26 protein-coding genes and 1 other annotated feature (1 of these 27 running past the window's edge) are annotated in these 25,617 nt (G+C 37.3%); of the genes, 7 read left to right on the top strand and 19 right to left on the bottom strand.

The window, feature by feature from the left end:
• Nucleotides 1-11: 11 nt before the first annotated feature.
• The 8 genes from IGI87_RS02355 to IGI87_RS02320 form a co-directional block, all read right to left on the bottom strand.
• Nucleotides 12-1,352 (bottom strand): MATE family efflux transporter, encoded by a 1,341-nt coding sequence (locus IGI87_RS02355; protein ID WP_438736151.1) that lies wholly within the window; start codon nt 1,350-1,352, stop codon nt 12-14.
• A 174-nt stretch (nt 1,353-1,526) separates the two neighbouring features.
• Nucleotides 1,527-2,177, bottom strand: coding sequence for a uracil-DNA glycosylase (locus IGI87_RS02350; RefSeq protein WP_438736150.1), 651 nt, complete (start codon nt 2,175-2,177; stop codon nt 1,527-1,529).
• An 87-nt stretch (nt 2,178-2,264) separates the two neighbouring features.
• Nucleotides 2,265-3,665, bottom strand: a complete 1,401-nt coding sequence (locus IGI87_RS02345; protein WP_113794862.1) for an aminopeptidase P family protein — start codon at nt 3,663-3,665, stop codon at nt 2,265-2,267.
• Nucleotides 3,666-3,677: 12 nt separating this feature from the next.
• The gene (locus tag IGI87_RS02340) at nt 3,678-4,439 is read right to left on the bottom strand and encodes a DeoR/GlpR family DNA-binding transcription regulator (RefSeq protein ID WP_104855241.1); all 762 of its coding nucleotides are present in this window, start codon (nt 4,437-4,439) and stop codon (nt 3,678-3,680) included.
• 123 nt (nt 4,440-4,562) lie between these two features.
• Nucleotides 4,563-5,408, bottom strand: a complete 846-nt coding sequence (locus IGI87_RS02335) for a VOC family protein (protein WP_104855242.1) — start codon at nt 5,406-5,408, stop codon at nt 4,563-4,565.
• Nucleotides 5,409-5,450: 42 nt separating this feature from the next.
• On the bottom strand, nt 5,451-6,047 hold the full coding sequence (locus tag IGI87_RS02330; RefSeq protein WP_104855243.1) for a nitroreductase family protein: 597 nt from the start codon (nt 6,045-6,047) through the stop codon (nt 5,451-5,453).
• Nucleotides 6,048-6,217: 170 nt separating this feature from the next.
• Nucleotides 6,218-7,153, bottom strand: a complete 936-nt coding sequence (locus IGI87_RS02325) for a LacI family DNA-binding transcriptional regulator (protein WP_104855244.1) — start codon at nt 7,151-7,153, stop codon at nt 6,218-6,220.
• A 4-nt stretch (nt 7,154-7,157) separates the two neighbouring features.
• A complete protein-coding gene (locus IGI87_RS02320; RefSeq protein ID WP_162782611.1) occupies nt 7,158-7,442 on the bottom strand; it encodes a hypothetical protein in 285 nt (94 codons plus the stop codon).
• 114 nt (nt 7,443-7,556) lie between these two features.
• Here IGI87_RS02320 and IGI87_RS02315 point away from each other — a divergent pair, with 114 nt between their 5' ends.
• The gene (locus tag IGI87_RS02315) at nt 7,557-7,892 is read left to right on the top strand and encodes a hypothetical protein (RefSeq protein WP_164982909.1); all 336 of its coding nucleotides are present in this window, start codon (nt 7,557-7,559) and stop codon (nt 7,890-7,892) included.
• Between the two features lie 182 nt (nt 7,893-8,074).
• The gene (locus IGI87_RS02310; protein WP_104855247.1) at nt 8,075-8,929 is read left to right on the top strand and encodes a M48 family metallopeptidase; all 855 of its coding nucleotides are present in this window, start codon (nt 8,075-8,077) and stop codon (nt 8,927-8,929) included.
• Between the two features lie 69 nt (nt 8,930-8,998).
• On the opposite strand, the gene IGI87_RS02305 is transcribed toward IGI87_RS02310, so the two are convergent.
• Together IGI87_RS02305 and IGI87_RS02300 are read right to left on the bottom strand one after the other, a co-directional pair.
• The gene (locus IGI87_RS02305; RefSeq protein WP_104855064.1) at nt 8,999-10,012 is read right to left on the bottom strand and encodes a lipoate--protein ligase; all 1,014 of its coding nucleotides are present in this window, start codon (nt 10,010-10,012) and stop codon (nt 8,999-9,001) included.
• Between the two features lie 187 nt (nt 10,013-10,199).
• The gene (locus IGI87_RS02300; protein WP_104855065.1) at nt 10,200-10,817 is read right to left on the bottom strand and encodes a nitroreductase family protein; all 618 of its coding nucleotides are present in this window, start codon (nt 10,815-10,817) and stop codon (nt 10,200-10,202) included.
• A gap of 111 nt (nt 10,818-10,928) precedes the next feature.
• On the opposite strand from IGI87_RS02300, the gene IGI87_RS02295 reads away from it, so the two are divergent.
• Nucleotides 10,929-11,276: a winged helix-turn-helix transcriptional regulator gene (locus IGI87_RS02295; RefSeq protein ID WP_002355464.1), complete on the top strand. Its 348-nt coding sequence runs from the start codon at nt 10,929-10,931 to the stop codon at nt 11,274-11,276.
• A gap of 13 nt (nt 11,277-11,289) precedes the next feature.
• Here IGI87_RS02295 and IGI87_RS02290 read toward each other — a convergent pair whose 3' ends face one another.
• Nucleotides 11,290-12,249, bottom strand: a complete 960-nt coding sequence (locus IGI87_RS02290) for an NAD-dependent epimerase/dehydratase family protein (RefSeq protein ID WP_368552770.1) — start codon at nt 12,247-12,249, stop codon at nt 11,290-11,292.
• Nucleotides 12,250-12,271: 22 nt separating this feature from the next.
• Nucleotides 12,272-13,240 carry a TDT family transporter gene (locus IGI87_RS02285; protein ID WP_438736149.1) on the bottom strand — a complete coding sequence of 323 codons (969 nt, stop codon included), beginning with the start codon at nt 13,238-13,240 and terminating at the stop codon, nt 12,272-12,274.
• A 141-nt stretch (nt 13,241-13,381) separates the two neighbouring features.
• Here IGI87_RS02285 and IGI87_RS02280 point away from each other — a divergent pair, with 141 nt between their 5' ends.
• Nucleotides 13,382-14,209, top strand: a complete 828-nt coding sequence (locus IGI87_RS02280; RefSeq protein WP_002355461.1) for a LysR family transcriptional regulator — start codon at nt 13,382-13,384, stop codon at nt 14,207-14,209.
• Nucleotides 14,210-14,256: 47 nt separating this feature from the next.
• Here IGI87_RS02280 and IGI87_RS02275 read toward each other — a convergent pair whose 3' ends face one another.
• Both IGI87_RS02275 and IGI87_RS02270 read right to left on the bottom strand, forming a co-directional pair.
• A complete protein-coding gene (locus IGI87_RS02275) occupies nt 14,257-14,667 on the bottom strand; it encodes a DUF4809 family protein (RefSeq protein ID WP_438736148.1) in 411 nt (136 codons plus the stop codon).
• 15 nt (nt 14,668-14,682) lie between these two features.
• Nucleotides 14,683-15,045, bottom strand: coding sequence for a DUF4809 family protein (locus IGI87_RS02270; RefSeq protein WP_002364850.1), 363 nt, complete (start codon nt 15,043-15,045; stop codon nt 14,683-14,685).
• A gap of 167 nt (nt 15,046-15,212) precedes the next feature.
• Here IGI87_RS02270 and IGI87_RS02265 point away from each other — a divergent pair, with 167 nt between their 5' ends.
• The 3 genes from IGI87_RS02265 to IGI87_RS02255 all read left to right on the top strand — a co-directional run bounded on the left by IGI87_RS02265 (nt 15,213) and on the right by IGI87_RS02255 (nt 17,394).
• Nucleotides 15,213-16,166 (top strand): L-lactate dehydrogenase, encoded by a 954-nt coding sequence (locus tag IGI87_RS02265; protein WP_002358635.1) that lies wholly within the window; start codon nt 15,213-15,215, stop codon nt 16,164-16,166.
• A 132-nt stretch (nt 16,167-16,298) separates the two neighbouring features.
• Nucleotides 16,299-16,805, top strand: a complete 507-nt coding sequence (locus IGI87_RS02260; RefSeq protein WP_010710809.1) for a phosphatidylglycerophosphatase A family protein — start codon at nt 16,299-16,301, stop codon at nt 16,803-16,805.
• 139 nt (nt 16,806-16,944) lie between these two features.
• Nucleotides 16,945-17,394, top strand: coding sequence for a YehR family lipoprotein (locus IGI87_RS02255; protein WP_104855069.1), 450 nt, complete (start codon nt 16,945-16,947; stop codon nt 17,392-17,394).
• Nucleotides 17,395-17,445: 51 nt separating this feature from the next.
• Here IGI87_RS02255 and IGI87_RS02250 read toward each other — a convergent pair whose 3' ends face one another.
• The 5 genes from IGI87_RS02250 to tyrS all read right to left on the bottom strand — a co-directional run bounded on the left by IGI87_RS02250 (nt 17,446) and on the right by tyrS (nt 25,294).
• Nucleotides 17,446-18,363 carry a hypothetical protein gene (locus IGI87_RS02250; protein ID WP_438736147.1) on the bottom strand — a complete coding sequence of 306 codons (918 nt, stop codon included), beginning with the start codon at nt 18,361-18,363 and terminating at the stop codon, nt 17,446-17,448.
• A gap of 361 nt (nt 18,364-18,724) precedes the next feature.
• Nucleotides 18,725-20,131: a Na+/H+ antiporter NhaC gene (gene nhaC / locus IGI87_RS02245; RefSeq protein ID WP_438736146.1), complete on the bottom strand. Its 1,407-nt coding sequence runs from the start codon at nt 20,129-20,131 to the stop codon at nt 18,725-18,727.
• Between the two features lie 124 nt (nt 20,132-20,255).
• Nucleotides 20,256-21,674 (bottom strand): tyrosine-tyramine antiporter, encoded by a 1,419-nt coding sequence (tyrP, locus tag IGI87_RS02240; protein ID WP_104855072.1) that lies wholly within the window; start codon nt 21,672-21,674, stop codon nt 20,256-20,258.
• A gap of 202 nt (nt 21,675-21,876) precedes the next feature.
• Nucleotides 21,877-23,739, bottom strand: coding sequence for a tyrosine decarboxylase (tdc, locus tag IGI87_RS02235; RefSeq protein ID WP_002355450.1), 1,863 nt, complete (start codon nt 23,737-23,739; stop codon nt 21,877-21,879).
• Between the two features lie 298 nt (nt 23,740-24,037).
• Nucleotides 24,038-25,294, bottom strand: a complete 1,257-nt coding sequence (tyrS, locus tag IGI87_RS02230; protein ID WP_104855073.1) for a tyrosine--tRNA ligase — start codon at nt 25,292-25,294, stop codon at nt 24,038-24,040.
• Between the two features lie 191 nt (nt 25,295-25,485).
• Nucleotides 25,486-25,617 (bottom strand) — a binding site (T-box leader); it runs 78 nt beyond the window's last position.

The raw sequence follows: 25,617 nt of genomic DNA, 5'->3' as shown, positions 1-25,617 counted from the left end.
AGTAACCAACATCAGGTTACTGCTTCTCTTTTTTTCAAATAGTTTCGATACGCAAGGTAGCCCACAAGCATTAGTCCAAACGTAACAAATTCAACTACTGGCATGGCTAACCAAACACCGGTTAATCCTAGTAATTTCACCAAAATAAATAAAACTGGCACAATTAAAAAGAACCCACGCAAAGAGGAAATCATTAGCGCCATTTTCGGTTTACGAACTGCCGAAAAGTAATAAATCCCCATAAAATTCAATCCTGTAAACAAGAAGGAAATCGCATATAAGCGGATGGCTGTCCTAGCAATTTGCGCCAACTGGTCGTTCCCTTCGCTATTAAAGACCTCAATAATTTGTCCCGTAAACACTTGACTGATTAAAAAGAACAGGAAGCCGGCGACCAAGTACGTAATAAAGCTAAGTTTAACAAATTTACGCAACACCTTTGTTTCCCCTAAACCATAATATCGGCTGAGTAATGGTTGCGCCCCTTGCCCAATCCCTGTAAAAATGGCAATCACAATAATATTGAGGTTGGCAACAATCGCATAAGCTGAAATCGCCACATGACCGACTAAGTTCAGCAAAACAATATTAAATAAAAACATGACAAAGGCCGAAGAAAATTCATTTAAAAAGGAGGAAAAACCAATCGACATAATTTCTCGAACATCCTGAAATTTCACTTTAAACTTTTCAAAACGTAAAACTCGTTGTGGCGACCACTTATGAAACGTAATCAGGATTAAGCTTGTTAAAGGTGACATCACCGTTGCAATGGCCGCACCTGCCATGCCCCACCCAAATTGATAAATAAAGACATAATCCAAAATAATATTGACAATTCCCCCACTGACAAAAGCAATCGTTGCCAAACGAGGATTATGGTCATTTCTTAAAAAAGTAATCAGGCAATTGTTTAAAATAAATAATAATGAACAGCTAAGGTAAATCATATAATATTCCTTTGCCAAACCAAACAAGACCCCGGTCCCCTGAAGTCCCCGAATAATTTGATCGGAAAAAATCAAGCTCGCTAAAGTAAAGAGACTCCCTATAACGAAAACTAACCCAATCGTTAAACTGAAATACTGATTGGCTTTTTTGATTTCTTTTTGCGCAACCGTTGTCGAAAACAACGTAGCGCCGCCAACGCCAAACATCCAACCTAATCCATTAATGATATTAACGAGCGGTAATACAATGTTAAGCCCCGCCAACGCCTCGGTGCCAATCCCATTTGCAATGAAAAATGTGTCCGCCAAAATAAAAATTGATTGCGCCGCCATACTTAAAATTCCTAACAGAACATTTTTATAAAACAACGCAGTAAAATGGTTTTGCTGTGTTTGCTCCATACCCAAATCTCCTTCTAACAAAAAAAGGACTCATTCTTTTTGCTTCAAGGCTTACGCAAAAATCAGAATCCTTCAATTATTCAACCCAGCGATTAAATAATCTGTCTATTTATTGATACTTCTAGGGTAGCATTCTCTCTTCGAAAAAACAACCATCCTTCTATTTTTCTCATTTTAAACTTTCTTAAGCAGTTGTAGTTGTTTTTGAACCACTTGCCAATCTTCTTTCACGACTTCTTTTAAACGATAATTATAAAAGACAGCCGCTGGATGGAAGAGTGGAATGATTTGATAGGTTTTCTGCGTCCAACAATAGTTTTGTGATTGCTCATCAAATGTTTGAATGGGCGACTGAATGACCGTTCCGTGCACTGCAGTGATTGTTAGCTTTGGTCCTAAAAGTCGTTGCAACCCAATATTTCCCAGTGTCAAAATTAGTTCAGGTTGGCAAACAGCGATTTCCCAATCAAGCAAAGGCGCAAAAATTTTGATTTCTTCTTTGGTTGGCGTTCGATTAGGAAATTTGGTTACTCTTTCTCCTGTTTTTGCAATCTGCTTCGTTTTTACAGAAAAAGGCCGACTCCTAACCGCACTGGTGATATACACCATTTCACGACTTAAGCCAACTTGCTGTAATTGTTCCATCAACAATCGACCTGAACGACCAATAAATGGCACATTTTCTTTAATTTCTTCTTTTCCAGGGGCTTCCCCAATCAACATTACTTTTGGCTGTTGCGGACCTTGCCCTTCCACAAAACCTTCTAATGGTAAGTCTTTCGCTTTAGCTAAAACTGCTTTTTTCAGCTTTTCAGGATAATGCATTTGCCATCACGCCTCTCTTCTGGTGTTCTTCCTTCTCTATATTGATTATAAATAAGGCCCAAAAGAAACTCAAAAAAAGGGACCTACTCATTTAAGAGCTGGTTTTTCTACACACAAAGCTTTGTCTTTAGCTAGATAAAAAGGCCGTAAGTAACCAACTAAATTAGACATTGGTAAAACCTCCGTTGGTAAGTCAATCTTTAATGTCTCCTTTAAATAGGCTTTGCGTGTCACAATCCGTTGCCACATGTCTGGATAATTTTGCTGAATCTCTTTTTGCAGTGTTTTATCAGCCAAAGCCACACATTCTTCAGCACTCACCCCTGTATAACCAGGTACAGAAGGAATAATATCCACTTGAAAGAGCATGCCACTTTCCAAACGAATGGCTGAATCTGGATAAATAGGCGACGACATCCATTCATCATCCGAAACTAAATGGCCAGGATTCAAATGCCAGTGATAGATTTCTTTTGGTAACTGTTCTTCAATCGCTTGATACATTTCTCGTCCTAACAGTCCGATCCGAATGGTTTCAAGCCAATGAACGACAGCTTGAAAATAGGGTTTTGCTACACGATCTAAATAATCACGTTGCGCTTCTGGCAATTGCTGCTCATTTTCAATAACAAAACCTGTTCGGCTAGACAAGCCGCCTTTGTAGCCTGTAGTTAATGACAAGGCATCGCCTAACTGAATTTCTTTGGCAGTCGGATACATGTTTGCATATTCAAAACGTTGTCCGGTTGCCGCAATGGTTACTACCGTCGGCGTTTGACCTTCATCATTTAACAAAGCCCCAAGGTCCGTTTCACGCTGTCCTACTTCAATTGCATTTAAGGCCTTTAACATACCGCGAGAAGCCAAATTCGCCCCATATTCATAGTGCGCCAATTCGTTGGCATTATTTGTTGTGCGGGCCCCCTTTGCTCCAATCAATAAGTGAGTCCCATTTAGTAAACGAGCTTCTTGCGGCAGCGCTTTTTTCAGTGCTTCGACAATAAAATATGGTACATCAAACATCGTAGCAGGTTCTTGCTGTTGTGTTGTAAACATTTTCCAACCAACAATACCTATTTTTTGAGCTGTTTCATCGAGAAGCGTTTCAAAAATCTGAGACAACTTTTGTTCTCCAGCCATTGGTTGATTAGGTAGCGAAAAAGCTGGATAATGAATTAAATCGGCTGAGATGCGCGCATGTTGGCACAGTTTTAAATTTTCATTGCCTAAAATAAGTGTCGCCGCACCATCCTTATTTAACACAAGGAGTCCTTCTTCAAACCTCGGAATGAAGCCAGTTAAGTATTCAAAATTACTGCCATGCTCTTTGTCTGCATAGAAAACTAATTGATCGAATTTTTCTGTTTCCATTCGTTGTAATACTTTCTGTTTGCGCGCCATCATCGTTTCAGTCGTCAAATATGTTGGAAAAACATTCTCAAAAACAGTAGGTTCAGCAACATGTGTATAATTAATTTTTCGCTTCATTATTATCCTCCATTATTCATCTGCGACAATCAACGTTACGCCTGCTTGCGCTAACTGCTCACAGAATTTTTCATCAGGTCGTGTATCTGTCACTAAACAATCAATTTCTGTTAATTCGCAAATTTTAAATAACCCCGTTTTGTTCAATTTCGTTTGGTCCGCTAAGGCAATGACTTGTTTGCCTTGTTGAATCATTCGCCGTTTGACTTGACCTTCTTCTTCTGTGTGAATAAATAATCCTTGTTCAGATAACGCAAACACACCTAATAATGTATAGTCGGGGGCAAATTCTCCAACCTTGGCGACTGTTTCTGCTCCAAATAAAAAAAGTTGTTGTTTATGCAGTTGCCCAGGTAATACTGTAATTTTTGTCTGATCCATTTGCGCTAGAAGTAGCGCATGGCTGAGAGAGTTCGTTATCGCGTGAATCGGACTATTTTCCATCGCTCGAATAGCCGCTTCCACTGTGGTTGATGAATCAAAAAAAATGGACGCTTGTTTGGGAATGGTTGCCCAAACTTTTTGGGCAATGGCTTGTTTTTTCTCTGGATGCTTCATTATTCGTTGAGCATAATCATAAATAGTTGCTTCAGACTGAACTGAGATAGCGCCACCATGCGTTCTTTTTAAGTGTCCTTCCTTTTCTAAACGAATTAAATCTCGCCGAATAGTATCTTTTGAAACGGAGACTTGCTCCGCTAACGCTTCCATGGAAATACTTTTTTGTTCTTTCACTATTTTTTGAATCTTAGCCAAACGCTCTTCAATCAACATGATTCCTCACCTCTTCTAAGTAAAGATAGCACCTTTTGCATTATTTTGCAAACAAATGCAAAATAATGCAAAAAAAAAAACTAACCCTTCATTTAATAACGAAGGGCTAGTTTGAGAGTGGTTTTAATAGGTAAATTGAATAATCATGCCGTTAGGATCTGCTAACGCAAGTAAATGATCTTTGGCAATAAAATGTAACTTTGCTTCTTCCGCATTGGCTTGGACGATCTCTAAATCGGCCGCAGTTGGTAAACGGAAGGTATAATTTTCTAAGCCAAATTGATTTTCTTGAATCGTTGGCAACTGATTGCCGCTCCATGTATTTGTTCCAATATGATGATGGTACTGACCTGCTGCAAAAAATTTCGCTTGTTGACCAAAGTTAGACTTTAAGCCAAACCCTAAATTTTTATAAAACGCTTCAGTGGTATCTAAATCGGCCACTTTCAAATGAATATGACCAATTTTAGAACCTTCGGGAATTCCTAGCCAGTGACTGTCAGCTTCTGCAGCTAAACCATCACCGTCTAATTCTTCTGTCACACCGATAATTTCACCATTTGGGCGAATATCCCAGACTTCTTCTGGTTTATCCCAATAAATTTCGATGCCATTATTTTCTGGATCACTTAAGTAAAGGGCTTCACTATAACCATGATCTGCTGCGCCGATTTGCACATTTTCTTGCAAAAGCCACAACAACATATTGCCTAAATCTTTCCGTGTTGGTAGAAGGAAAGCAACATGGTACAAGCCAGTAGTTCCCTGATTTTCTTCCCCAGCTGTTAGTTCTTTTAAGACAAGAATTGCATCATTGGTGCCTTGTGGCGCTAGCCAGGCACGTCCCTCTCCTTGTTTTAAAAGTCTTAAGCCAATTGTTTTCGTATAAAAGTTTACCATTTTATCCAAATCAGCCACTTTCAAAGTGACTTGTTGAATCCCAATATTACTTGGTAATGCTTGAATCATTTGCTTTCACTCCTTTCCTCTTCGTTTTGCTAAAGCAATGATTTAGTTAAATTCTTTGAAACGAGTACTATCTTCCATGTATTCTTTTTCGCCAGCTGGCGCTTCAATGGAACCAATAACCATTTGTGCACGTAAATTCCAGTTTGCAGGAATTGACCATTCTGCAGCAACCGCTTCGTCAATGACTGGGTTGTAGTGTTGTAGGTTTGCGCCGATATTTTCTTGCGCTAAGGCAGTCCAAACGTTCGCTTGTGTTAAACCAGTTGCTTGTTCAGACCAAACAGGGAAGTTATCCGCATATAATGGGAAGCTATCTTGTAAGTTTTTCACGATATCTGTATCTTCAAAGAATAAAATTGTGCCCGCACCAGCTGCAAAGCCTTGTAACTTAGCTTGTGTGTTTGGAAAAGCTTCTGCTGGAGTCAATGGTTTTAAGGCATCTTCAGTTATTGACCATAATTTTTTGTGGGCATCGCCGAATAAGAACACAACGCGTTGTGTTTGAGAGTTAAAAGCTGTTGGACTTTCTCTAACAACTTCTTTTACTAAAGCCGTTACTTCTTCTTTTGAAATTGGTAAATTTTCTCCTAAAGCATAGATCGAACGACGGTTTTTCATCATTTCAGTAAATTTTGACATAATATGTTCATCCTTTCGAATTTCCTCAGTAAATTCATTTAATTTTGTTTACATGCTTACTATACTACCTTACTAAAAGTAAGTAAAGGTTTTTGCCTTACTTTTTGTAAGTTTTTTTGTTTTTTAGCGAAAAACCTTATTCTACCAAAGAAAAAACAACCAGAATTTTTCTAAGAAAAAGAAAAATTTGGTTGTCGATTAATAAATGTAGAAGTCAATTGGACCGTTTTCGGCCGTTTTTCTTGAAATAAGTGTGTGGCTTTTCCTCCTAATTCCATTAATGGATGACAGATTGTTGAAAAATTTAAAATTTCACTTAATAAGGTTTGTTCCTGTCCCACTAAAAAGAGTGGTCTTTCAATAACGGCTTGAATCCCTGCGGCAATTTCATCACCGTTGGTCACAACCGCTTGGAGCGTTGGATCTTGCGCACATTGACGTCCTACTTCACACCCATCTTCATACGTTAAACAGCCCTTAAATAACCGATTTTCGGGAATCTCTCCATAAATTTCCTGATATGCGTCAACTAAATAACGTGCGCTTGTACTTTTTTCTGGGACACGGTTAATCGTAATTGCCACTTCATTGCATCCTTGTTGTTTCAATGCTTGAAAAACCCGACGATAAACCGTTAAACGATCGATATAGATACTAGCATAACTAGGGTCTTCTATTTTTTCACAAAAAACAACTTGCTCTTTATACGGAGCAAACACACTTAAAGGATTTGCCTTTGATAAAACAATCATGCCATCAAACGCACCCGTGGCCATTTTTTCCAAGTAACTTTTTTCAACTTCTTTATCATAATCCGTTGGTAATAAACTAACCATCATCCCTTGCTGAAACGCTTGGTGGATAATCCCACTTAAAATAGCATCAAAATAAGGTTGATTCGTATAAGGAACCATGACACCTAATGTGTTACTTTTCCCAAAGCTGAGATTTCTCGCTAATATATTGGGCTTATAGCCCAACTCATCAATAATTGCTTGGATTTTCAGTCGTTTTTCCTCAGAAACATATGGGTGATGATTAATCACGCGCGAAACAGTCGTAACTGAAGATCCTGAAAGCCGAGCAATTTCTCGAATTGTTGTCATAATTTCACCTCGTTGCTTTACAAAATTGAGTTAAATAAGGCACAATTCCTGTCCCGTAATCGACAAAACGATAAAAGGTCTCCTGCCAAGCAAAAGAAATTTCCTGAATATCCTCCTGCTGTGTCAAGTGCCACTCCGTTATCTGATGGTACGGAATTTCTTGATGCCAAATCTTGTAGTATTTTTTGGGACTATTTAACTGAAGACTTTTGGCTGTCGTAGTCACCGAGACAAAATAGTAATCCATACCAAGTCTATCACTTATCTCCACTATAACATTCATTTTCATGCCCTCCAATATTTTGATACACCTAGCTTAACTTATGAAACGCGTACCAGAGCAAGAAGAAAAATAAAAAAAGTGAGACCATGTTATACTAAATGTATCATATAAATGCAAAGGATGAGTGTAATGGAAACTGTTACAGTAGCAACAAAAAGCGACTTACTAACGAATTTGAACAACCAAACGGATGAAATCATTATCTCGGGGGCACTTGCACATGAAATTTACCACTTAAAAAAACAACAATTAACCGAAACGGAAGAAATGGGCTTTTTAGTGGGCAGCCAAGGTGCGGGCTCATTTTTAACGTATTTAATCGAGAAGTTATCCTATATAAATTCAGAGCTATCGCCAGAAGAACAAAAAATTGAACATGCGATTTTGCGTTTGTATGTCATAAAAAAATTAACTCCAGAAACTACTTTATTACGTCTAAAACAGTTAAATTATTAAAATTTTATTTAATCAAGATAGACCAATTCCCCGCGTACAACGAGTCCCTTTCATTAATCACTTGATATAATTACCTTTATCCAAGCTCCCAGCATTGTCATTACCGATTAACCAATGGTATATTGGAAACAACAGATAAGTCATTTTATTTGAAAAAGTGTTTGAGAAATGTTTGGGGAGGAATGTTTATGTGTCAACCGCAGGAAAAAAAGAAAGAGATTTCTGTTGCCAAGTTACGTTATCGCTTTGAATTACCAATGATAATTATTGGTTTCGTTTTATTGTTTTTAGCATTGGGGGTAGTTGCTTTGTTGATATTGAGTGATTTGCCGATTCCTGACTGGTTATTAATTGTCTTAATTGCACCCATTGCGCCAGTCATTGCTTTTTTTACCATTCGTTATATGTACATGGATACTGCTTCTAACGGAGTGGAAATTACAGCAAATCAGTTACCAGAAATTTATTCCTTGTATATTGATTTAGCAAAAGAAATGGGCTTTGGCACTAAAAAATTAAGGCTGCCACGTCTCTATTTAATCAACGGGAATGGTGTCTTAAACGCTTTTGCGGCAAAATGCTCTTTACACAGACGCTATGTTGTCATTCACAGTGATTTGTTGGATATCGCGTACAATACAGGCGATTTTTCGCTGATTCGCTTTATTTTGGCACACGAGCTAGGACACCATAAATGTGGGCACACTAATTTATGGCGGCTAATGTTATCCATTATTTTGAAACCAGTTGCGTTAGATAAAAGTTTTACAAGAACGCAAGAATATACTGCTGATCGCGCAGGTTTATATTACGCCGAAGAAGGTGCTTTAAGTATGATTTATTTATTTTCAGGAAAATATATGGGCAGTCGTGTGGATTTAGAAGAATACTTTCATAGTGTTGATTTACATGATGATACCATCTGGCTTAAATTGAGTAACTTCTTATCTGATCATCCTGTTGGCTTCCGTCGAATGCAAACATTGAAAAAAGCCAAAGATACTGGCAATTGGGACGTTCATGGGAAATTTTTCTAGCAAGAGCAACCATCATTAAATAAACGTTCTGGGACAAAAAATTTTTTGACTTTTGTCCCAGAACGTTTATTAATCCACCAATAAATGAACAAATTCTTCTTTGGTGATATTTACAAAGTAGTCTTCAAAATTGAACGCTGCTAATGCTTGCCAAATTGATGAATACCGATAGTCCACCCCTAATAAAGCTGCAACGATTTCCGCCGTTTCTTTTTTGGCAAAGTAATCACCATAAATCGTTAGCTCAATTATTTTACCTTTTTCAACAGTCAAACGTGCATCCACGATGCCGCCTTTAAACTTTTCTTCTTTTTTGATCGTAAATTTAGGCGCTTCACCAAAAATCCAAGCTTCATTGCCATACACTTCAGCAACCAATTTCCTAATTTCCTGTTGATCTGCTTTGGTTAGGACATATTCTTTCTCCGCAATTTCAGTTAGAGATTCGACATCAAAGAGCTCCATCAGTAAACGATTGCGAAATTCCTCAATGGTTAATTGTTGATATTTTTCGTCTAAGTACGGCCGTAAATTGGTTACGCGTCCCCGAACAGATTTTGTCCCTTTTGATTCAATTTTTTTCTTAGAAACAGTTAAAACACGTTGAACTTCTGCCAAATCAACATCATACATCAAGGTACCATGAGTATACATCTTCCCCTTTTTTGTATACATGGCATTGCCAGAAAATTTTTTCCCATCAATTAATAAATCATTGCGACCGCTAATCTCGGCCCCCGTTGCGCCCATTTTATGTAATGCTTCAATAATTGGTTTCGTGAACGCTTTAAAATCCCCAAAAGCTTGATGTCCTTCCTGAACAACAAAACTAAAGCTGACATTCCCGAGATCATCATAAACAGCACCACCGCCCGATAAACGGCGAGTAATCACGATTCCCTTCTCTCTAGCATAAGCTAAGTCAATTTCTTCATAAGCATTTTGATTTCGGCCTAAAATAACACAGGGTTCCTGAATATAGAACAACACTAAGGGCTCTTCAAAAGAGAGAGTGTTTAATAGATAATCTTCCGTTGCTAAATTTTCACGAATATCTCGTGACTGCATTATGACATAACGCATAAAGTCGCCCCACTTCTTTTTCTTCTAGTGTATCACTTTCTTTCAAAATTGGTTCACTAAACGTCTTCTCTGGCCATTCTCAAAAGCGGATGATCAAAAAAAAAACGAACGTGGGACAACAATCACTTTGGATGTTTGTTCCACGCTCAAAATCTAATAAACAGCAATTACAGAACTGTTTAGCTTTTTAGTCTAACCAAGTTACTACTTCTGAAACATCTCGTCGGACTGTTTCAAAGCCGGGTGTTTGAGCTTTGCCAATCGGAATGATCAGTCCGTTCACTAAATGATCCTCAATATTAAATAACTTGCGAACTGCTTCTGTTTCAAACCCAGACATCGCCACAGTATCATAGCCTCGATCTTTTGCAGAAAGCATCAGCTGCATCGCAACTAAGCCTTGGTCTAACATTAGCCACTCTCTTTTTTGTTCTTCGCTAACATCATAGTACCAAGAAACATTTTCATTAATTCCATGACGAATTTCTTCTGTCATGGTGCCTTGTGCCACAGCTTTAGCACTGATTTCATCTGCATTTGCCACTGTATAAGCAGTCAAATCGCCTAATAAAATAATCACCGCCGCTGCCCCTTTAACTGCTGGTTGTTGCATTGAAACTTCGTAAAGCGCCTCTTTTTGTTCTTTTTCTGTGACAATTAAAAAACGCCATGAATTTAAATTAGTACTATTTGGCGCTAGCATCGCTTCCTCAATCATAGCCATTAATTCCTCTTTAGGAATCTCAACATCTGGCATAAAATCCCGAACTGAACGACGGTTGCGAACAACATCTTGATACATCATATTTTTTCTTCCTTTCTCTTGCCTTACTTGACATAGTTATTATTACTCACTATCATGGAGAAAAAAAGTACGCACTTTTTATTCACCTAGGAAGAAAAAAGTAACCATTACGTGTCACAAGGAGAAACTATGACCACTGATAAACAAACCAGTATCAACTTAGCCCTTTCTACCATTAACGGCAAATGGAAATTATCCTTAATGGATGAATTATTTCAAGGAACCAAGCGCAACGGCGAATTGATGCGTGCGCTCGACGGAATCACTCAGCGCGTCCTGACAGATCGCTTGAGAGAAATGGAAAAAGATGGCCTAGTCCATCGAGAATCCTTTAACGAACTGCCACCGCGTGTGGAATATACGCTCACTCCGGAAGGATATGCTCTTTACGATGCCCTCTCTTCGCTGTGCCATTGGGGCGAAACATTTGCACAAAAAAAGGCGAGACTTAACAAATAAGTCTCGTCTTTTTTTATCTATTTTGGGTATTATGGGTAAACTTAAAATATTTTTGAAGTCCTTCTCGAATTGAATAAACGGGCGAAAAACCTAAGCCTTTCAAAGCAGAACTATCTGAAAGAGAATATTTTATATCGCCATCTCGTTCCTTTTGATAAGAAACTGGCAAAGAAAGTCCCACTAATTGGTTCATTTCTTCAATTAATTGATTAAGGGAAATGGCAACTTCGGTACCCACATTATAAACATGTCCCAACGCTTCATTTTTGGTTGCTACTAAATCTAATGCAGTTAGGACATCATCAATGTAGATAAAGTCACGTGTTTGCTGACCATCTCCAAATATTTGAAATTGGCTCGCTTGCCCTTGCTCTAACTGGATATAACGATCCATCAAAATGGACAGGACGCCAGAATAGGGTGAAGAAGGATTTTGATTGGGACCATAGACGTTAAAGAAGCGAACTGCGCTCGTGGGTACCCCATGTAAATGGTATTCATTGAGAACATAACGTTCAGCAGCAAACTTATCAATAGCATAGGGACTCAAAGGGCAAATCACCGAAGTTTCTCTTTTAGGCAACGTTGGCTCTGCACCGTAAACGGCTGCTGACGAAGCAAAAACAAAACGTTTGAGCTTTTTTTGATATTTTTTTATTGATTCCAGTATTTTCAATACACTTAAAAAATTGACCTCGTGGGTCTCTAGAGGCTGTGCCACAGAACTTGCCACGCTTGCCACGGCCGCAAGATGAAAGATATACTCAAACGAATGCTTTGAAAGTACTTCGTCCAATAATTGCTGATCCGTCACACTTCCTTTAATAAAAACCAACTGCTCAGTTTGTTGCAAATTTGACACTTGCCCCATGGACAAATCATCAATCACAAAAACTTGATACTGTTGACTATAAAAATTAGCCAAATTAGAACCAATAAAGCCAGCTCCTCCAGTAATTAATAGTTTCTTCACCTCTTTGCTTCCTCTCTTTTTTTTAATTTAATTCCACTTTTTTCGTGTTATTTTCTCTTTGGAATAAAAAAATGCAATATCGAATGAACACATAACTTACAATAGCCACAGCTAATAAGAGTTCAAAAGTAGACAAAATATTTAACAAACTCGTTAGACCTACCTTTTCTGCAAATAAAGGTTTAACTTTGACTAATGCTGTCGCAGAAATCACTAATGGGAATGTAAAGGCAGCATAACTTGGATAAAATGTCACTTGCATAATTTTATATAGATTCACTACTACAATCCCATAAATACATTGAGATAAAATTAGCAAGAAAACAACTAATGGCATATACAAATGACCACCCATTGAAATATAGCCAGCTAAACATAACGAACCTGGCGCTGTCATAATCGTCAATAAAGGAATGGTCGATTCAGGCATTTCTTTCGACTTCGTAATTCTCTTGATTAAAATTGGTAACAAGAGTAAATAAAAGAACAACGCTACCCAAAAAACAATTTTTCCCAACTCATTGATAAACAATTGAGAAGTATTAGGAATAACGCCAATGCCGACAAACGTAATAAACCAGCTTGGATAAATATGTTCCAGTTCGATTTTTGTTGGAAAAATATGCACCGCTACAAAATAAATCATTAAAATAAAATGTAAAATCACTGCGCCAATCCACAACACGTTAATCCAAGCAGCATTGGTAAATATCCGATCTAAGAAAACACAGATAACCATTAAAGCCATTGTAAATGTTGGTGATACCGAAGCAATAATTGGATCATCTAAAGTGCTTAATGCATGTTTCATTGTAAAAATAATTTTTAAAATAACTAAAATTATTAAGAGACTGCCAAGTACACAATAAATGGTCCCAATTGTTGCATATCCCAAGGAATAAAGTAAATTCCCCAAAGAAACCATCCCTAAAATTAGTCCGCAAATGGGAATCGGGACTTTCCGCAAGAATTTTTTCGAACTTTCTACCATTATGTAGTCACACTCCGTCTTTGTTTATTATTATTGATATTAATCAAAAGTATGTTATTATACTAAATGAAATATTTATATTTGTAAAATAAATATTTGCAATAATAACTATTAAGATAGTAAATAGAAAGAGGCGATTTTATGTTCGAATGGATCAAAACATTTATTGCTGTGTATGAAACCAAAAATTTTAGTGCGGCGGCCAAACAATTGTATATTTCTCAGCCAACTGTTTCTTTACAAATCAAGAAATTAGAGCAACACTTTTCGATCAAGCTGTTCTATCGTAATGGAAAACAATCGGTTATTCCTACCAAAGAAGCTGATTTTTTATATCCAAAAATGCTTTCGATTATTGAAAGCTTAACCACTTCTTTTGCGCAAGCTGCGGAAAAAGAGAATTTTAAAGAAGACTGCATTATAGCCTCTTCAAATACAGTCGCTATTTATTTATTGCCAGATATTATGGAGAGTTTAGTTACCGCTTTTCCGCTCATCAACTTCTCGATTCAACTGATGAATTCAAACGAAGTCGTGGATATGGTTCAAAATAATCATGCCCACATTGGACTAATTGAAAAACCCATTGAAACCAAAAATTTACACAAAGAAATTGTTTATGAAGACCAACTAGTTCTAGCAGGAGATGCCGCTTCAAAATTTTGGCTCTTAAGAGAAAAGAACTCTGGCCTACGTTTTTTCAATGAGCTTTATCTCAACGAACATAGCATCAACTTACCAATTATCGAATTAAACAACAACGAAGTCCTACTACAATTGCTAAAAAATAACATTGGGCAATCAATTGTTTCTCGATTATCTATTTCCGATGAAATCCCTTGGCAACCAATTGATCAGTCCTTTGCTTCTCGAAAAATTTTCATTGTCCAGACCGATCACCATGCCAATACTTCCTTCTCTGAAGTTTATAACCGAATCGTTGAAAAAATTCGTGAACGACAAGCCTAAAAAACAGGAGAACGACTTAGCTTTCGCTAAATCGTTCTCCTGTTTTTTTATTTATCAGTTTCCTCTACCAATTCAAATTCAAAAGGTTCTAACTCAAATAGTTGGTGTAAAATTTGCTGGATTTCTTGGAACACTTGTTGTGGCTCTTTACAAAAAAGAGTGCTTTGAATGGTCTGTTTTTTTGATTGAAAAAGAATTCTCGTTTCCTCTTCCTTAAAGACAACTTGATGATTTTCCCTTTCAAACACCGTATATTCTTCGAACATTTCCATAACTAATTTTTGACGAAACCCTTCTTTGAGTGCTAATAAAGTTACTAAATCTGCAACGGTTAGTGTTTCTAACGCAATTGTTTCATCTTCTACATGAACAAGATAATTCGTACACTTCACATTCGGACAGGCATTGCAGCCGCCATTAATCAAGTCTGAGGTAGTTGTTATTTTCACCTGTTTCATCTTAATCCTTCTTTCCTACTTTTCGAGAAAAACACAAGGGGTCTCCTCAAAAATATTCAATAAAATATGATTGACTTCTTGAAAGACTTCTTCGTGATTTCGGCATTGTTTTTCCATTACTAAACGCAGATCATTCACAACAAAAGTCAACGTCGTCGCTTGTTGGGAAACATGTATACAACGGTTGCCTTTAACAAAACATTCTGTTTGTTCTTCAATGAATGGTTCTTTTTGATAGCCATATGCTAAAGCGATACATTCCAGAATTTCGTAGATTTCTATTTTTGGAAGTTCATAGCTACAGCTACCGATAACTAGTTGAAAACGGTTCGGCTGTTTTTCATTATTGCTTGCATAATACACTGTTGTCGTTGTCATTTTGCCTCCTTATCTCCTCTATTTTCCTACTCTTATCATAACAAAAAAAGCACGCTTCCCTTATTTAAATTGTTAATAAAGACTATTACAGATTGGTATAACCACACTCGGAAAGTTCGTGATATAATTCACTAAGAAAGAAATATTACAGAAAGAAGAGATGAACGATGAAAGTATTTAACAAAAAAGTCGCAATTATTGGTACTGGTTTTGTTGGCACAAGTATTGCCTATTCCATGATCAACCAAGGGATTGCGAATGAATTAATCTTAGTCGATATTGACAAAGCCAAATCTGAAGGCGAAGCAATTGACTTATTAGATGGTGTGTCTTGGGGTCAAGAAAATGTAAACGTCTGGGCTGGCGACTATCAAGACTGCCAAGATGCCGATATCGTCGTGATTACAGCTGGCGCTAATCAAAAACCTGGGCAAAGTCGTCTAGATTTGGTTTCAATCAATGCAGAAATTATGAAAACAATTGTTAACAATATCATGAAATCTGGTTTTGATGGAATTTTAGTGATTGCCTCAAATCCTGTTGATGTGCTGACTTATGTGGCTTGGCAAGCTTCTGGTTTACCTGTTTCAAGAGTAATTGGAACTGGTACAACCTTGGACACAACCCGTTTCCGCAAAGAACTGTCTCAACGTTTAGCGATTGATCCACGCAATGTTCACGGCTATATTATTGGCGAACACGGGGATTCTGAAGTGGCTGTCTGGTCTCATACCATGATTGGGACAAAACCTATTTTAGAAATTGTGGATACGACAGAGCGTTTAACTAGTGACGATTTACCAATTATTTCTGATAAAGTGAAAAATACAGCTTATGAAATTATCGATCGCAAACAAGCGACCTATTACGGGATTGGTATGAGTACTGCACGCATTGTTAAAGCCATTTTAAATAATGAACAAGCGATTTTACCTGTCTCAGCTTACTTAGACGGGCAATATGGGCAACAAGATGTATTTACAGGGATTCCTGCAGTCGTTGGCAATCAAGGCGTGACTGACATTATTGAATTGAATCTGAATGCCGCTGAAAAAGAACTCTTCCAAAAATCAGTGACACAATTAAAACAAGTGATGGCGTCGTTACAACCGAACGCTTAGTAATTTTTTAACTAAAAATAACACTTCAACTAAATTATTCTCTACCAAAATAGATTCTAATTCCCCTTTATCGTTCTTTTTGGTACCATAAAAGAAGAACTTCAACTAAAGCAGAAATTAGGAGGACAAAAAATGGTAATCCAAGGAGATACGTTAGAAAATAGCGCACGTCGTTTATTGCAAGAACGTGGCGTAACAATGAATGATTTAGCTGAACTTGTGTTATTTTTACAAAAAGATTATATTGATAATTTAACATTAGATACTTGTTTAGAAAGTATTGATGCCGTGTTAACAAAGCGTGAAGTACACAACGCGATTATTACGGGCGTCCAACTGGATATTCTGGCGGAAGAAAACAAGCTACTCTCACCGTTACAAGAAATTTTAACGGAAGATGAAGGGCTTTATGGCATTGATGAAATTATGGCGCTCTCCATTGTAAATGTTTATGGATCTATCGGTTTTACGAACTATGGGTATATCGACAAGGTAAAACCAGGCATTTTAAAAGAGTTAAATGCGCATGATGGCGAACATGTCCACACATTCTTGGATGATATCGTGGGCGCAATTGCGGCTGCGGCTGCCAGTCGGTTGGCTCACTCACAACCAGATTTAAGTGATATTACTAAATAAAAAACTTGCCTCTTCATTTTTATGAGAAGAGGCAAGTTTTTTTATTTGCTGGACTTCTCACAAGCTTTCTACTTAACAGTAATTATTTGCCGTGTTATGTTACAGTCAAGAATAAACAGCTAAAGGAGGTTATCTAGAAATGAAAAAGTTTTTACGCGTATTTTTAATTTTTATTGGGGTATTCTTTCTTGCAAGTTGCGGTTCAAAAATAGAGACAAAAACCTTTGTAGGTTCGCCACAAGATGGGATTGATTCCACCTTAACCTATACGTACCAAGGAGATAAAGTCTTAACGCAAACGGCTAAAAACATTGTTTCTTATGACAAATTGGGGATTACAAAAGAAGAGGCAAAAACAGCCTTGGAACCCGTTTCTAAACAATATGAGGACATCAAAGGGCTTAATTACAAACTGACTTATGAAGACAAACAAGCCATCGAAAAATTGACGATTAATTATGAAAAACTTGATTATGATAAAGCCAAAAAAGTGGAGGGTATCCAGATTGATGGAGACTCTTCTAAGGGAATTAGCATGAAGAAAAGCCAAGAATTGGTGGAGTCACAAGGTTATACAGAACAAAAATAATAAAAGAAGGTGTGGAACAATGAACATTGTCCCACACCTTCTTTTTATTAATTACATCGATGTTGCCATCTTCACTGCTTGAATTGGGTCAAAATGATGGACAGAGTAAACTACTGTACCGGCTTGCCAAACTACTGAGTTTCGATTATAGTCAGTGGTTCCTGCCACGTTCAGTGTGATTTGACCAACGGTATTCGGTGCTGGTAATGTTTCTTGTTCCAAAATGTTGACAACATTTTTCGCTAAATCATCCGGCGATTCACCATTGATATTTGAGGCCCGTACGACTAAACTCCAATTGCCTTCTTGCCAAGATAAATAACTAGAACCTGCCGCCCCTTGTTTATACCCAGTGATATTGTAACCTAAATCTACTGGTTGACCGCCATTGTCAACGATTTGGTTCACTGCATTTTTGGCTTCGGCATCAGAGCCATATGTTTTTTTCTCAAAAGAACTAATTGGCGTTAACTGATTGACACGTGCATCATTCACTGGAATCGCTTCTTTTTCTGCATAATATAAAACACGGAAATTATTTTGATCCGCTTGTGAAGTTGTCGCTGCAGTTAAAAAGTTATTCGTTTGACTCGTTAATATTGCCTGCGGTAAGCCTTGACCAGGAAACATGTTTGCTAGCTGGTTAAGCACTTGGTTGGCTTGGTCATCTGGATTCGCATTTTTCGCTGGTGATTGTTTTTCTGCTGAGCCATTATTTGCCGCTTCCTTCGTAGAAGAAGCTGTTGCTTTTGAATCAGCTGTCGTTGTTCCTGACGGTTTCACATCACTAGATTTTGTTGCTGCTTTGCTACTCGATTCTTTTGTAGCAGAGGCTTTCGTACTCTCGACTGTGGTACTTTCCACAGCACTGGAACGACTATTCTTATTTTCTGTACTTTTTCCGCCGCCACATGCTGCTAAAGCAAGGGTTAAAAGAAAAGCACTAGAAATAAGCCCTATCTTTTTCATAAGAATTCCTCCTTGTTTTCCCTACCCTTATTGTACCTTAATCATGTGTATCCGTCACTTGTTTGTGTTTCGTTCCAGTTGGTTTAAATAACAGAAAGTGGACGGTAGGATTCGAACCTACACCTCAACATTGAGCAAGAATAAACTACTGTTAGTCTCTATGAGTTTAACACCACGTTCATCCACCTATTTGATTGATCCTTTGTATCATAACTCAGAATAATTAAATTGCCTTTAAGGAGCTTCAAAGATTATATGAAGAATTGTAAAAATTCTGTGACGAAAAAACGATTGAACCAATCAGTAGATGCACTGAGGTTCAATCGTAACCAATTCTAATTGTTTAATTGTCTGAAAAAACTCACAATTCAGCGTTAGTCCCTGGCGCTTTTATGTTTTCCCTTTGTTGTTTTTTTAAGAATATCCCCAAAATGACGGTGATAATAGGGCAAAGCAATGGGAAAAAGGCATACGGTAAGTATTCTAGTGCACCAACTTTTAACGTTCCCATAATGAAGGTACCACTAACTCCCCAAGGAATTAACGAGTTGACTGCCGCCCCAGCATCTGCCAAAGTACGAGTTAAATATTTTTTATCAATACCTAAACGAGTAAATGAGGATTTAAATGTTTCCCCTGGTAAAATAATTGACAAATATTGTTCGCCAACTAGTAAGTTAATTCCCACAGAACTTAAGGCAGTTAAAGCGATTAATTTGGCTGGATTATTCACATAGCCTTTAATTTTATCAATTAAAGTCGCCACGATGTTAAACTTAATCAACAAGCCGCCTAAACCTAATGCCAAAATAATCAACGCAGCAGAACCTAACATGCTTTCAATCCCACCACGAGATAAAAGTGTATCAATACTTTGGTCCCCTGTATCTGCCACATAACCACTCATTAAGATGGTAGAAACTTTCGCTAAACTTAGGTGATGATCATTTATAAAAGCTAAGATGACCGCCACTGTAGAGCCGACTAATAACGTTGGAATAGCCGGTACCTTTTTCCAGGCGAATAAGAATAAAACCACTACTGGCAACAATGTAATCGGTGAAATCCAGAATCCTTGATGTAACGTTTGGACCATTGCGTCAACCGATTGTAAATCCGCCGAACCAGATTGATGCCCCAAGAAGATATAGCCGACAATCGAAATAATAAACGCCGGAATAACAGTGTACATCATGTTTAGTATATGTTCAAAAAGGTTCACGCCACCAATTCCAGCAGCTAAGTTTGTTGTATCAGATAACGGCGAAATGTTGTTCCCTAAAAAGGCACCTGAAACAACTGCGCCGGCTGTCATCGCATTGTCGAATCCAAGAATATGTCCAATACCTAGAAAGGCAATCCCCATAGTTGAAACAGTCGTAAAAGAACTCCCTACCGTCACACCAACTAGTGCACAGACCACAAAAACGGTTGGTAAGAAGAACTTCACTGAGATAATTTTAAAACCATAGACCATAATTGTTGGAATCGTCCCAGACAAGATCCAAGTAGCAACTAAGACACCTATCAGCAAGAAAATAATAATCGGAATGATCCCTGGTTTGATCCCTTCCACAATGCCTTCGTGGATCTCATCCCAAGAAAATCCTTTCCATTTGCCATAAAGCAACAACAACATGAATACAAAAAGAATCGGTATGTGAGGGGTTAATTTTTGACCAATAATTAAGTACCCGAGAATCGCTAACAAGGCAATCAAAATGCCTAAACTTTCAGCGAACGAAACAGTGGGTTTCGTTGATTTCATATGAAAACCTCCTTTTATGGAAAGCGAAAACTGAAGCAATAATCGAACTTGCTTCAGTTTCCAAACGACAATTTACTATAGTCATCAGGTGAAGAGGCACTCAGCAAAATAATTGCTAGCCTTTTTATTCACCTAAATCTTCTTTTACTTCCGTTGCCCAACTTGCTTTTTTAAAGCGATTAATGATTAACGGAATCACAAACATAACAATAGTGATTAATGCAACTAAGACTGCATCAGTCACGGTTGTTGTACCTAATGTGGCAAAAATAACAATGATAACACTAAAAATTAACATTGCTGCCACTAAATAAGCTAAGCCATTACCTTTTTTACCAATTCGGTAAGGACGTAGTGTATCTGGTTGAGATTTACGTAATTTAATTAGGGAAATCGCAATCAATACATACACAATACTATAAATAATTGTTGTGGCATTTGTTAAAGTTAAGAATACAGCGTTGACATCATCCATTACGCCATAAAGTAAAGCGAATAATGAGATAACCACAGATTGTGTGATAACAACGTTACGAGAAACGCCATATTTATTTTCACGATGGAAGCCAAATTTTGGTGGTAATAAGCCATCACGAGCAACTTGAATAATTGTTTTTGATGGTCCAGTAACCCAAGCAGATAATTGTAATAACACGCCTAAGAAGACCATGAAACTAAAGATATTACCAATAATTGTTGGTAAGCCTAAAACGTCACAATAAAGCAAAATTGGTTGTGTAATGTTAGACAATTCCATTTTGCCATTCGGAACAATATTAGCGACAAACATTGCATTAATAACGTTTAATAATACTAAACCAATTAATGAAATGAAAACGCCTTTTGTATAATTTTTTGTTGCATCTTTCAAACGAGGAATATAAACAGAGGACATTTCAATCCCAACAAAGATAAACGCAATCCCTGCTAGATATTTAAATGTGTCCATGTTTTCTAAGTTTGGTAAAACTTTTGACCAAGAGAAGGCACCTAAATAGCCGCCGGGTGTTAAGCCTACTTTAATCATTGAAAGAAGACCTAAAACAAACATAACTAATACTGGGATGTAAACACCTAGCCAAACACCAATATTTCCGCCAACTTTCGCCATATCAAATTTCAAGTTCAAGATTGTAATAATCCAGTAAATCACTAAGATACAACCTAATACGAACCAATGATTTTCACCTAAGTGAACATTACCAAATGTATTACCTAGCAAAGGGCCTAATGTAGAAGCAACCATTACCATTCCTGGGAACATTTGCACCCATAGTAACCAAGCGACAACAAAACCCCATTTGCTACCTAAGGCAGTTTTAACCCAAAGTTGAGGGCCACCTTCTTGAGGAAGCATCGTAGATAATTCACCAGATATCAATGCGATTGGACCAGCAAAGAATAAGACCGCGAAAATTGTGTAAGAAATTAATGTCCAACCAACAGCAGCAAGTGTTGGGATACTACGTACAGTTGCACACAATGCCATTGTTAAACCGATAAAAGTACCTAATTCAATTTTTTTAACTTGTTGTTTATCCAATTTTGTACACTCCTTATAAGATTTTGGATAAGGAGCATGAATGACTGTTATACGCTGAGTAAAACAGTCATTCGACTGCCTCTTACCCAGACAAAGAATTGGTTAAGAGGTTAGCCGTCTGGTTGATTTATTCAATAGATAAATCAACCAGACGAACGTTCCCACATTCGGTTACCATTTCTTTTTTCCGTTTAAGATTCAATTATTTTACGTCGTAAATTTGTTCTAATTTTTCTTGTAAAGCAGCTTGAATCTTAGGAGCGTAAACATCAAATTCTTCTTTATCGTTCATGTATGGAGTCATTACAGCAGCACGTAACACAGTTACTTTACCTGCACGGTTCCATTCTTCGTCACTAAATCCTAAGCTGTTTACAAATTTTAATGGACTGTTGCCATAATCTGGAATAGCAAAGTCAGTATGTGAAGTAATGAATTCGTTGTTGTAAATATTTCCTTTAACGTAAGATGCATAGTCATATACATCATGGTTTAATTTGTTCATTGCTACTAAATCATCGTTGCCTTTTTCTTTAAACACATAGTCAACCATGTTGAAGTCTGGGTGAGTTAATGTGTGGACTTCGATTTCTTTGTCGCCAACTTTGAATGTTAAATCATTCAAGAAGTTATAGAAATGATGTGATCCTTCAATTGAAGCACCAATTAATTTACCATAACCTGCCACGTTTAAAGGTAAAACGTGATGTGCAGCCCATACAGAAGCAGCAGTTGCACCAGCTTTTGAACCTTCAAGGATATAAGCACCTAGTAACGCAGGAATATCGGCACCTTTTTCAAATACGTAAGTTGCGAAGTAAGAAATAACGTCGCGCATACGGATATCTTGGATAACGATACCACCAGCTGAATAAGGGATATACCCCATTTTATGAGGGTCAATTGTAACTGATTCTGCTAATTCGATTGCTTTATATGCATCATACACTTCTCTTGAAATGTGTTCTTTTTTCTCTTTGAAGACACCGTATTCTTCGTGAACATCTTGTAAATCTTCGTAAGGGATGAAGTTGTTGTCTTCGTCTAAGAAGATGGCACGTCCATAACCACCATAAGCAGCATCAACGTGTACATAATAGTAAATACCGTCTTTCATTAATTCATCGCGTAAAGCAATAATTTTATCGATTGAGTCAACGGCACCTTCTTCAGTAGAACCAACTACACCGACAACACCTAGCACTGGAATTTGTTCTTCTGCTAAACCACGAACGATTTTTTCTAATTCATTGATATCCATACGGTAGTTATGGTCAACTGGTACTGGGATAACTTGATCTAAACCGATACCGATAATATCAGCAGCTTTTAACCAAGAATAGTGTTTAGTTTGTGGGACTAACCATTTACCGATTGCTTGTAAATGTTTACCTGAACGAGCTGAATGAGCTTTGATTTCATCAATTTCATCTTCAGCTGATTCTAATAAGTCCATAATTTCTTTTGTTGGCATGTTCAATAGTTCCCAATCTGATTTGCCAGCAACTAATTCTGGTTTTACTTCTTTCATAGCAAATGGTAATGATTTAATGTTACGGGCATACCATAAGCCTTCTAAGTTAGCTAAAGAACCATCAGCAACGATGTGTCCCCAACCATTTTTGTAGCTCATTAAGTGAGCAAATTCATGTCCTACTTCTTCTTCCATTTGAGAAGTTGCTGGAGAAGATTCATAGGCAACGTTGTTCCCGTTCCATAGCATTGCAAAGTTGTAAGCTAATAGAGAAGGCATTAATGTTTCTGAGTTCATATGTCCCCAATATCTACCTGCTGTATGCCATGGAACTGAATGTGTACGCATGCGAGAAGAGATTTCATTCAATACATCTTTCATATGGTTGACAGTTTTTTCGTAGCTTTCAGATGTGCGTTCTTGAGAAGAGATAACTGGCATGTCTTGTGGCATGTAGTTTTGACGCCATCCTAAATGTTCATCTACTAAGTCGATCAACAAGTCTTTATATAATTGTCCGTTTTCGGCTTTGTCCCCAATGAATAGTGCATTAAGGTTCATTTCGCCTTTTGCTAATTTTTCGTTTTTCATACGAAAATTCCTCCTTACAAATTTTAATGAATTAGATTTTGCATTCACAACTTACACCCAAACGGCTAAAGTGTAAAGAAGAAAAATAACAATAGTTATCATAGCTCTTTAATTTTATAATTTTTTCACAAGGTGTCTTGTCAGAACCATTATAAAAAAAAATAAGAGTGGGATTGTGTGTACAATCCCACTCTTATTAGGTGTATTAACGGTTTCACCACTACCTGTAAGGAGAAATAGAATTTTAACTTTGATCAAATAATCACACGTCTTCTCTTCGTGAAATTATTATCAATTTCTAATCCATTACTTTTGCTAAAAAGTAATTTTTCTTCCCTTTCCGTACAACAACGAATTTTCCATCGAAATGTTGTGTTGGATCGACTGCAAAATCTAAATCGGTAACTCGGTCACCGTTAATACTTATAGCTCCTCCGCTCACGTCTTCGCGAGCTTGACGTTTTGATGGTTCGATTTCTGTGTCAACTAACCAATCTACGATGTTTTTAGCATCTTTGGTAATTTCAACAGTTGGCACATGTTCTAACCCTTGCTCGATTTCCTCAATCGTTAAGTCTTTAATGTTGCCTGAGAAAAGAGCTTCTGAAATTTTTTGCGCTTCTTCTAGTGCTGCATCATCGTGAACAAATCGTGTCACTTCTTCAGCTAAGCGTCTTTGTGCTTCACGTTTACCTGGTTCTTTTTCAACTTTTTCAGCTAACGCATCGATTTCTTCTTTATCTAAGAAAGTAAAGAATTTCAAGTATTTGATGACATCACGATCATCTTGGTTTAACCAGAATTGGTAGAATTCAAATGGTGAGGTTTTCTTAGGATCTAACCAGATGGCACCACCCGCTGTTTTCCCAAATTTTGTGCCATCTGCTTTTAACATTAAGGGAATGGTTAACCCAAATACTTTGGCTTCTGGTCCTTCTTTTTTACGAATCAAATCTAATCCTGCAGTGATATTGCCCCATTGATCAGCGCCACCAATTTGCAATTGAATATTATGTTTTTTATGCAATGTGTAAAAGTCAATTGATTGAAGAATTTGGTATGTGAATTCTGTAAAGGAAATGCCACTTTCTAAACGACTAGCGACAATGTCTTTTGCCAACATCGTGTTGACATTAAAGTTTTTCCCGTAATCTCTTAAAAAATCTAATAAAGATAGTTCTGATAACCAATCGTAGTTGTTCACCATTGTGACATCAGCATCTTTACCAAATAATTTTTTCATTTGGTTTGAGAGACTGTCCACATTATGTTGCACAGCTTCCATCGTTTGTAAGACACGTTCGGTTGTTCGTCCACTTGGATCACCGATTGTTCCAGTTCCGCCACCAATTAAAATGTATGGGTGATGACCTGCTAATTGGAATCGTTTCATCATCATAAAAGGAATTAAATGTCCAATATGCATGCTATCTCCAGTTGGATCGACACCGCAATATAGCGCAATGCTCGTATTTTCTGTAAGTTCTCTTAGTCCTTCTTCGTTTGTTTGTTGATTGATTGCATCACGCCATGCTAGCTCGTCAATGATATTCATGTTATCACCCTCCATATTTATAATTATCTCTTTATAGGAAATCGTTTATTTAATTAAACAAAACGATTAACACACTTGTTTTTACACGATATTCCGTGTTTATTTCTATGTATACACGGGTTCACGAAATTTTCTTTGGTCTGCCACGTATTCAAAAAAGAATACAAAAAATCCCTAAGTCGTCGAAACGACTTAGGGACGAATTTCTCGTGGTACCACCCAAATTTATACATAGTTTATTTAAAATACTATATACCTCTTAACAAATAACGCTGTTACCCGTGCCCTGTAGGCAGAAGCTCAAGAATGTAATTCGATAAATA

The organism is Enterococcus sp. DIV1444a (genome assembly GCF_051712125.1).
Classification (GTDB): domain Bacteria; phylum Bacillota; class Bacilli; order Lactobacillales; family Enterococcaceae; genus Enterococcus; species Enterococcus faecalis.
Note: the sequence above shows the minus strand (reverse complement) of the source record. Positions and strands in the feature narration are given on the sequence as shown.

Excerpts from the sequence above, each read along its gene's own strand:
- IGI87_RS02355 (WP_438736151.1), bottom strand. The coding sequence starts at position 1,352 with ATGGAGCAAACACAGCAAAACCATTTTACTGCGTTGTTTTATAAAAAT.
- IGI87_RS02350 (WP_438736150.1), bottom strand. The coding sequence starts at position 2,177 with ATGCATTATCCTGAAAAGCTGAAAAAAGCAGTTTTAGCTAAAGCGAAA.
- IGI87_RS02345 (WP_113794862.1), bottom strand. The coding sequence starts at position 3,665 with ATGAAGCGAAAAATTAATTATACACATGTTGCTGAACCTACTGTTTTT.
- IGI87_RS02340 (WP_104855241.1), bottom strand. The coding sequence starts at position 4,439 with ATGTTGATTGAAGAGCGTTTGGCTAAGATTCAAAAAATAGTGAAAGAA.
- IGI87_RS02335 (WP_104855242.1), bottom strand. The coding sequence starts at position 5,408 with ATGATTCAAGCATTACCAAGTAATATTGGGATTCAACAAGTCACTTTG.
- IGI87_RS02330 (WP_104855243.1), bottom strand. The coding sequence starts at position 6,047 with ATGTCAAAATTTACTGAAATGATGAAAAACCGTCGTTCGATCTATGCT.
- IGI87_RS02325 (WP_104855244.1), bottom strand. The coding sequence starts at position 7,153 with ATGACAACAATTCGAGAAATTGCTCGGCTTTCAGGATCTTCAGTTACG.
- IGI87_RS02320 (WP_162782611.1), bottom strand. The coding sequence starts at position 7,442 with ATGAAAATGAATGTTATAGTGGAGATAAGTGATAGACTTGGTATGGAT.
- IGI87_RS02315 (WP_164982909.1), top strand. The coding sequence starts at position 7,557 with ATGAGTGTAATGGAAACTGTTACAGTAGCAACAAAAAGCGACTTACTA.
- IGI87_RS02310 (WP_104855247.1), top strand. The coding sequence starts at position 8,075 with ATGTTTATGTGTCAACCGCAGGAAAAAAAGAAAGAGATTTCTGTTGCC.
- IGI87_RS02305 (WP_104855064.1), bottom strand. The coding sequence starts at position 10,012 with ATGCGTTATGTCATAATGCAGTCACGAGATATTCGTGAAAATTTAGCA.
- IGI87_RS02300 (WP_104855065.1), bottom strand. The coding sequence starts at position 10,817 with ATGATGTATCAAGATGTTGTTCGCAACCGTCGTTCAGTTCGGGATTTT.
- IGI87_RS02285 (WP_438736149.1), bottom strand. The coding sequence starts at position 13,240 with ATGGTAGAAAGTTCGAAAAAATTCTTGCGGAAAGTCCCGATTCCCATT.
- IGI87_RS02280 (WP_002355461.1), top strand. The coding sequence starts at position 13,382 with ATGTTCGAATGGATCAAAACATTTATTGCTGTGTATGAAACCAAAAAT.
- IGI87_RS02275 (WP_438736148.1), bottom strand. The coding sequence starts at position 14,667 with ATGAAACAGGTGAAAATAACAACTACCTCAGACTTGATTAATGGCGGC.
- IGI87_RS02270 (WP_002364850.1), bottom strand. The coding sequence starts at position 15,045 with ATGACAACGACAACAGTGTATTATGCAAGCAATAATGAAAAACAGCCG.
- IGI87_RS02265 (WP_002358635.1), top strand. The coding sequence starts at position 15,213 with ATGAAAGTATTTAACAAAAAAGTCGCAATTATTGGTACTGGTTTTGTT.
- IGI87_RS02260 (WP_010710809.1), top strand. The coding sequence starts at position 16,299 with ATGGTAATCCAAGGAGATACGTTAGAAAATAGCGCACGTCGTTTATTG.
- IGI87_RS02255 (WP_104855069.1), top strand. The coding sequence starts at position 16,945 with ATGAAAAAGTTTTTACGCGTATTTTTAATTTTTATTGGGGTATTCTTT.
- IGI87_RS02250 (WP_438736147.1), bottom strand. The coding sequence starts at position 18,363 with ATGAAAAAGATAGGGCTTATTTCTAGTGCTTTTCTTTTAACCCTTGCT.
- nhaC (WP_438736146.1), bottom strand. The coding sequence starts at position 20,131 with ATGAAATCAACGAAACCCACTGTTTCGTTCGCTGAAAGTTTAGGCATT.
- tdc (WP_002355450.1), bottom strand. The coding sequence starts at position 23,739 with ATGAAAAACGAAAAATTAGCAAAAGGCGAAATGAACCTTAATGCACTA.
- tyrS (WP_104855073.1), bottom strand. The coding sequence starts at position 25,294 with ATGAATATCATTGACGAGCTAGCATGGCGTGATGCAATCAATCAACAA.